The sequence below is a fragment of the Reyranella soli genome (assembly GCF_007992495.1).
GTDB classification, from domain to species: Bacteria; Pseudomonadota; Alphaproteobacteria; order Reyranellales; family Reyranellaceae; genus Reyranella; species Reyranella soli.
The window spans coordinates 20,804-27,739 of the sequence record NZ_BKAJ01000116.1; the positions used below are offsets into that span (position 1 = coordinate 20,804).

Genomic DNA, 6,936 nt, shown 5'->3' on the forward strand with positions numbered 1-6,936 from the left:
GCTCGTTGCACATAGCCTGCGAACGCGAGACTCTCTCCTCATGCTGCAACTGTCCTCAGCACCGGTCCGCCCATCGCTCCTGATGCCGTCGCTGGCGGCCGTCGTCGCTATCGCCATCTTCGTCACCGACACCGTGACGCCGCTCGATATCGCCATCGCCGTGCTCTACGTGGCCGTGGTGCTGCTGGCGATGGACTTCGCCGGTCGCAAGGGCATCCTGTTCGTTGCCGGCGGATGTGCGGCCCTCACCGTGCTGAGCTACGCCATCACCCACGAGCATGATCCGGCGAGCGGTCCCTTCCTGCGCTGTCTCATCAGCCTGGTGGCGATCGCCATCACCGGCGCTCTTGCGGCGCGTCATCAGGGCACGATCGAATCGTTGCGCGAGCATGCGAGCCTGCTCGACCTCACGCACGACACGATCTTCGTGCGTAATCAGGACGACGTCATCACCTACTGGAACCGCGCCGCGACCGAGCTCTACGGCTGGCGGCCGGAGCAGGCCATCGGCCGCAAGGCGGCCGAGCTGCTGAATACCGAGTTCCCCGCGCCGTTCGACGACATCATGTCGGAGCTGAAGCGCACCGGGCGCTGGGAAGGCGAATTGGTCCATACGGCCCGCGACGGCAGGCGTCTTGTCGTGGCCAGCCGCTGGGCCCTGCAGCGTGACGGTCGCGGCCGTCCCGGCGCCATCCTCGAGACCAACAACGACATCAGCGACCGCCGCCAGGTCGAGGACGGCCTGCTGCGCGCCCAGCGCGAGCTCGCCCATGTCGCGCGCGTCGCCACGCTCGGCGAGCTCACCGCCTCGATCGCCCACGAGGTCAACCAGCCGCTGGCCGCCGTCGTCACCAACGGCGAGGCCGGCCTGCGCTGGCTCGGGCGCCCCGTTCCCGACGTCGGCCAGGCGCGCGCTTCCGTCGAGAACATGATCAAGAACGGCCAGCGCGCCAGCGAGGTGGTGCGCCGGCTGCGCGCCCTGTCACGCAAGAGCGATCCGTCCTATGCGCCGGTCTCCCTTGCCGATGTCGTGAATGACGTGGCTCTCCTGATCGGTCGCGAGCTGCAGGGCCATCGCACCACGCTCGGCGTGAGCGCCGCCGAGGGCCTGCCGCTCGTCCAGGGCGATCGCGTGCAGCTGCAGCAGGTCGTGATGAACCTCCTGATGAACGGCATGCAGGCGATGGACGGCGTGAGCGCACGGCCGCACCGCCTCGTCGTCGAGATTGCCCGGTCGGCCGAGGAGCCCCAGTCCATTGTCCTGACGGTGAGCGATGCCGGCCCCGGCATCGATCCCGCCAGTCTCGGCCGCCTGTTCGAGGCCTTCTTCACCACGCGCCAGGATGGGATGGGCATGGGGCTGTCGATCAGCCGCTCGATTGTCGAAGCCCATGGCGGCCGGATCTGGGCCACCAACCGGCCGGAAGGCGGCGCCCGTTTCCATGTCAGCCTGCCGATTGCCGAGGAGCGTATTGCATGAGCCGCGCGACGACACAGGTGCCATCGGCACCGCTGCCCACCGTCTTTGTGATCGATGACGACGAGGACATGAGGAGCGCATTGGGCAATCTCTTCCGCTCGGTCGGACACGAGGTGAAGCTGTTCGGCTCCGCGGCGGAGTTCCTGCAGGACACGTCGTCGGATGCGCCGGGCTGCCTGGTGCTCGACGTCCGCCTGCCCGGCATGAGCGGGCTCGACTTCCAGAACAAGCTGGCCAGCACCAATGCCCATATCCCGATCGTCTTCATGACCGGCCACGGCGACATCCCGATGTCGGTTCGCGCCATGAAGGCCGGCGCCGTCGACTTCCTCACCAAGCCGTTCCGCGACCAAGACATGCTCGACGCCGTGACCCGGGCCATCGAGGCCGACCGCTCGCGCCGCAGCAGCCAGCAGGCCTCCTCCGGCGTGCGCGACAGCTATGGCCGGCTGTCGCCGCGCGAGCGCGAGGTCATGACCCTGGTGACGCGCGGCCTGATGAACAAGCAGGTGGCGCACGAACTGGGCCTCAGCGAGATCACCGTGAAGCTCTATCGCGGGCAGGCCATGCGTAAGATGGGGGCGGGCTCGCTTGCAGACCTTGTGCGCATGGCCGAGCTCCTGGGACTGCACAAATCGCAGTGACGCGGCAAACGTTCGTATAGCTTTCGCGCGGCGGGCGAAACCGGCAGTTTGCACGCATGTTCAGTTCCAAGCTCACCGTCGCTGTCGTCGACGACGACGAGGCCGTTCGCGACGCGCTCAGCAACCTGCTGGCATCGCTCGATCTCGGCGTCGCCACTTTCGCTTCCGCCGAGGATTTCCTGGCCTCGTCGGCGTGCCATGCCGCAGCCTGCCTGATCACCGACGTGCAGATGCCCGGCATGAGCGGCCTCGACCTGCAGCGCCATCTTATCGGCGACGGCAATCGTATGCCTGTCATTTTGATTACAGCCTTTCCGCGCGATCATGTCCGCCAGCAGGCTGAAGCCGATGGCGCGTTCGGCTTCTTCGCCAAGCCGTTCGATGGCGGGCTCATGATCGACTGCATCGAGCGGGCGCTCGCCGCGAAGGGAGCAAATGGATGACTGAGACCGTGACCCGGCCGCCCCTGCCGCCGTTCACCGAGCAGACCGCCGCGCAGAAAGTGCGCATGGCCGAGGACGCCTGGAACACGCGCGATCCGGCGCGTGTGGCTCTGGCCTACACACCCGACAGCAAATGGCGCAACCGCGCCGAGTTCATCACCGGCCGCGCCGAGATCGAGGCCTTCCTGCGTCGCAAGTGGGCCAAGGAGCTCGATTATCGCCTGATCAAGGAGCTGTGGACCTTCGCCGGCAATCGCATCGCCGTACGTTTCGCCTACGAGTACCACGACGACAACGGCTTCTGGTTCCGCGCCTACGGCAACGAGAACTGGGAGTTCGACGCCAACGGCCTGATGCAGCGTCGCATCGCCAGCATCAACGAGCATCCGATCGCCGAGGCCGACCGCAAGTACCACTGGCCGCTCGGCCGCCGGCCCGACGACCATCCGGGGCTCAGCAGCTTCGGCTTCTGATTCTTCCGGACCGCCGGCCTCCGGTTCAGCGGCTCCCTGCGTCGCGCAATGCCGCATCGACCATGGCATCGACGATCCAGCCCGCGATCTCCTCGACCTCGCGATCGCCCGATCCCCAGATGTCCTTCAGCACGACATAGGGCTCGATGCCGTAGACGATCGACAAGGCCTTCATCAGCCGGTCGTAGCCGCGACGGCCAAGCTGCTGGCGCAGCGGCCCCGCGGCCCTTTCCAGCAGCCCTCGGCGAAAGCCGCGCCGGTAGCGCGGCTCCTCGAGCAGGCCGACGCGCTCCAGCGATTCATGCTCCAGTGACAATTGCAGGGCCGCACGCATATGCGGCTCGAACTCCTTGAAGCGCGGGAAGGTCTGCTTGAAGAGCTCGCGCACGCGCTGCCCGCCGTCGCGCGCCTTGGGCTCGTAGCCGCGCACCGGGCCCAGGCTCTCGGCGACGACGGCGGCGATCACCGTGCTGCGGTTGGGGAAGTAGCGATAGGCCGTGGCCCGCGACACGCCGGCGGTCAGCGCCACCTCGGCGACCGAGGGCGTGCGGCCGCGGCGCACCAGCTGCATGGCCGCGGCCAGCAGCTTGCGGTGGGTGAGGGCCTTGACGTCGTTGTCCGGCGGCAAGGTCATGCTGTGCGTTGGTGCAGGGGTGGCTTTCCTTGACACGATGCAACCCCGGTCCTAGCCTTTGCACAATCCGTGAGACGCGCGTCTCATGCGTTCATCCTATGATGCGCGCGGGCTTCACCAAATAGCAACAGAGCCGGCTCTTGGCCATCGCCGGACCGGTTGGAAGGAAACGTTGAAGATCGCCACCTTCTGGTGGGCGGGACGTCGGCATGTCGGGCGCGTGAGCGCCGACGAACGCGATGTGACGCCCCTTGCGCTCGGAGACCGCGCCCACGCCGTGGGGGCGCTGGCGCTCGTCGAGATGATGGCCGAAGGCGCGCCGATCCCGAAGCCATCGGGCGCGGCGCTGCCCCTGTCGGCCGTCAAGCTCGACGCGCCGATCCCGGTGCCGCGGCGCAACATCTTCTGTGTCGGGCTCAACTACCGGGCTCATGCCACCGAGTTTGCCAACAGCGGCGCCGGCGGCCCGCGTCCGCCCCAGCAGCAGGTCGTGCCGGAATTCCCGGTGATCTTCTCCAAGGTGCCGGAAAGCGTGATCCCACCTGAGGCTGAGATCCGCATCCCCAACGGGCTCTCTTCGTCGATCGACTACGAGGCCGAGCTCGCCGTCGTCATCGGCAAGACCGGGACCAACATCCCGTCGTCGCGCGCCATGGACCATGTTTGGGGCTACACCATCGTCAACGACGTGACGGCGCGCGACCTGCAGCGCCGCCACCAGCAGTGGCTTCTGGGCAAGTCGCTCGACACGTTCGCGCCCATGGGGCCGTGGCTCGCCTGCACCAACGAGCTCGACGGCGCCCACACCCGCGTGCGCTGCTGGGTGAACGACGAGCTGCGCCAGGATGCGCCGACCGAGGACCTGATCTTCGACATCCCGACGCTCATTTCGACCATCTCGGCCGGCATCACGCTCTATCCCGGCGACATCATCGCCACCGGCACGCCCGCGGGCGTCGGCATCGGTTTCGACCCGCCCAAGTTCCTGCGCCGCGGCGATCGCGTGCGCATCCACATCGAAGGTATCGGCACGCTCAGCAACCCCGTCCAATAGGTTCCGCCCATGGCCACACAGTTCGTCGAACGCATGGCCGTCGAGACCGACGGATCGGGCGACGACGTTCTCTTGATTCATGGGCTCGGCGGCACGTCGAACGTCTGGATGCCGCTGATGCCGACCCTGATGCGCCATCGCACGGTGCGCCCGGACCTGCCCGGCTCGGGACGCTCGTCGCGCGTCGAAGGCCCGCTCACCATCGACCGCTTCGTGCAGGCGATGCTCAGGGTCTGCGCCGCCCTGCACGTCGAGCGCACGCACGTCGTCGCTCATTCGATGGGAACGATCGTGGCGTTCCATCTCGCCAATGTCGCCCCGCAGCTTGTGCGCAGCCTGGCCCTGTTCGGGCCGCTGCTGTCGCCACCCGACGCCGCGCGGCCCGGCCTGAAGGCGCGCGGCGAGAAGGCGCGCAGCGAAGGCGAGGCCGGCATGCAGGCGATCGCCGACGGGATCGTGCAGGCCGCGACCTCGAGCGAGACCCGCGCCCGTCAGCCCGCGGCCGTCGCCATGGTCCGCGAATCGGTGATGCGCCAATGCGCTGACGGCTATGCGCGCTCGTGCGACGCGCTGGCCGGCGCCCGGCCGGCCGATCCCAATCTGATCACCTGCCCGACCCTGATGGTGACGGGCGACGAGGATGCGATCGCGCCGCCGCAAGCGGTACGCCTGATCGGCGAACGCATAGCGGGCGCGCGCGTAGAAGTCCTGCCGCGCTGCGGCCATTGGACGACGATCGAGAAACCGAGTGAGTGCAACGACGCGCTGAAACGCTTTTACACCCGACGTCTGTGAAGGAGGGAACGATGACCAACATGCTCTTCACCAACGTGCGCATCATCGACGGTTCGGGCGCACCGCCCTTTGCCGGCGACGTCCTGGTCCAGGGCAACCGCATCCTGCGCGTCGGCCGCGGCTCGCGGTCGATCCCGACCGTCGGCGCCACGGTGATCGACGGCGCAGGGGCCACGCTGATGCCGGGCATGGTGGAAGCCCACACGCACTTCTCCTGGAACGACTCGGCGACGCTCGACGGCATCCAGCGCATGCCGCTCGAGGAGCACGTTCTGTGGTCGGCCGACGTGGCGCGGCGCTACCTCGAGGCGGGCTTCACCTCCTGCGTGGGGGCTGCCTGCGCCAAGCCCAGGCTCGACGTGGTGACACGCAATGCCATCAACTCGGGCATGATCCCCGGCCCGCGCTACCTCGCCGCCAGCCAGGAGATCACCGTGGCGGGCGCGCTGGGCGACGAGATGCTGCCGCATCTGCCGTTCCCGGAGTTCAGCTTCGGCGTCGTGGTCAGCGGTCCCGAGGAGATGCGCAAGGTCGTGCGCATGTTCCTGAAGTACGGCGTCGACACCATCAAGCTCAACCTGTCGGGTGACAACTTCGCCGCCAATGCGCCGGCCGAGACGACCTGGATGGCTGACGAGGAGGTCGCCATCGCCGTGTCCGAGGCCAAGAAGCGCAACAAGCGCGTGTCGTGCCATGCCCGGTCCTGCGAATCGATCAAGCAGGCGATGCGGCACGGCATCGAGATCGTCTATCACGCGAGCTTCACCGACGAGGAAGCGCTCGACATGCTGGAGGCCCGCAAGGACAAGATCTTCGTGGCGCCCGGCATCGGCATCCTGTTCGCCATGATGGACCACGCGGCGCCGTGGGGCATCGATCGCAAGAAGGCGATCGAGATGGGCTACGAGATCGAGATCGCCGCCGCCGTCGAATCGCTGAAGAAGATGCACAAGCGCGGCATCCGCGTGCTGCCGGGCGGCGACTACGGTTTCGCCTTCACGCCGCATTGCGACAATGCCCGCGACCTCGAGTACTTCGTGAAGCACCTCGGCATGACGCCCATGGAGGCGATCGTCTCGACCACCAAGCTCGGCGCCGAGATCATGATGCAGGGCGGCGAGCTCGGGCAGATCAAGGACGGCTATCTCGCCGACATCCTGCTGGTCGACGGCGATCCGCTCTCCAACCTCTCCATCCTGCGCGACCAGAAGAAGATCCTGGCCGTGATGAAGGACGGCACCTTCTACAAGAAGCCCGAGATCTCCTCGGCCCGCTCGCGCTGGGCAGCCTCGGTGGCGTGAGGGTGGTGGCGTCATGATCGTCACCTCAGATCCCGTCACCTTCATGCTCCTCTCCCCCGCTAGGGGGAGAGGCGGGGAGAGGGGGCTTCGACAACTCGTGCAACCCCCCCCC

General features: G+C 67.4%; 8 protein-coding genes. 7 read left to right on the plus strand and 1 reads right to left on the minus strand.

What is annotated here, in order from left to right:
- The first annotated feature begins 40 nt into the window (after positions 1–40).
- From RSO01_RS30820 to RSO01_RS30835, 4 genes are read left to right on the plus strand one after another with little or no spacing between them, the layout of a single operon-like run.
- Positions 41–1,480, plus strand: coding sequence for a sensor histidine kinase (locus RSO01_RS30820; protein WP_147154404.1), 1,440 nt, complete (start codon positions 41–43; stop codon positions 1,478–1,480).
- Complete coding sequence (locus RSO01_RS30825; protein ID WP_147154405.1) at positions 1,477–2,124, plus strand: response regulator transcription factor; 648 nt, start codon at positions 1,477–1,479, stop codon at positions 2,122–2,124. The genes RSO01_RS30820 and RSO01_RS30825 overlap by 4 nt, the downstream gene beginning before the upstream one ends.
- A gap of 56 nt (positions 2,125–2,180) precedes the next feature.
- A complete protein-coding gene (locus tag RSO01_RS30830; protein WP_147154406.1) occupies positions 2,181–2,567 on the plus strand; it encodes a response regulator transcription factor in 387 nt (128 codons plus the stop codon).
- A gap of 8 nt (positions 2,568–2,575) precedes the next feature.
- Positions 2,576–3,040, plus strand: a complete 465-nt coding sequence (locus tag RSO01_RS30835; protein ID WP_147154411.1) for a nuclear transport factor 2 family protein — start codon at positions 2,576–2,578, stop codon at positions 3,038–3,040.
- Between the two features lie 25 nt (positions 3,041–3,065).
- Here the strand turns inward: RSO01_RS30835 and RSO01_RS30840 are convergent, their stop codons facing one another.
- Positions 3,066–3,674 (minus strand): TetR/AcrR family transcriptional regulator, encoded by a 609-nt coding sequence (locus RSO01_RS30840; RefSeq protein WP_147154407.1) that lies wholly within the window; start codon positions 3,672–3,674, stop codon positions 3,066–3,068.
- 172 nt (positions 3,675–3,846) lie between these two features.
- On the opposite strand from RSO01_RS30840, the gene RSO01_RS30845 reads away from it, so the two are divergent.
- From RSO01_RS30845 to RSO01_RS30855, 3 genes are read left to right on the plus strand one after another with little or no spacing between them, the layout of a single operon-like run.
- A complete protein-coding gene (locus RSO01_RS30845) occupies positions 3,847–4,728 on the plus strand; it encodes a fumarylacetoacetate hydrolase family protein (protein ID WP_147154408.1) in 882 nt (293 codons plus the stop codon).
- Positions 4,729–4,737: 9 nt separating this feature from the next.
- Positions 4,738–5,523: an alpha/beta fold hydrolase gene (locus RSO01_RS30850; protein WP_147154409.1), complete on the plus strand. Its 786-nt coding sequence runs from the start codon at positions 4,738–4,740 to the stop codon at positions 5,521–5,523.
- 11 nt (positions 5,524–5,534) lie between these two features.
- Positions 5,535–6,824, plus strand: a complete 1,290-nt coding sequence (locus tag RSO01_RS30855; RefSeq protein ID WP_147154410.1) for a metal-dependent hydrolase family protein — start codon at positions 5,535–5,537, stop codon at positions 6,822–6,824.
- Positions 6,825–6,936: the final 112 nt, after the last annotated feature.

Excerpts from the sequence above, each read along its gene's own strand:
- RSO01_RS30820 (WP_147154404.1), top strand. The coding sequence starts at position 41 with ATGCTGCAACTGTCCTCAGCACCGGTCCGCCCATCGCTCCTGATGCCG.
- RSO01_RS30825 (WP_147154405.1), top strand. The coding sequence starts at position 1,477 with ATGAGCCGCGCGACGACACAGGTGCCATCGGCACCGCTGCCCACCGTC.
- RSO01_RS30830 (WP_147154406.1), top strand. The coding sequence starts at position 2,181 with ATGTTCAGTTCCAAGCTCACCGTCGCTGTCGTCGACGACGACGAGGCC.
- RSO01_RS30840 (WP_147154407.1), bottom strand. The coding sequence starts at position 3,674 with ATGACCTTGCCGCCGGACAACGACGTCAAGGCCCTCACCCACCGCAAG.
- RSO01_RS30850 (WP_147154409.1), top strand. The coding sequence starts at position 4,738 with ATGGCCACACAGTTCGTCGAACGCATGGCCGTCGAGACCGACGGATCG.
- RSO01_RS30855 (WP_147154410.1), top strand. The coding sequence starts at position 5,535 with ATGACCAACATGCTCTTCACCAACGTGCGCATCATCGACGGTTCGGGC.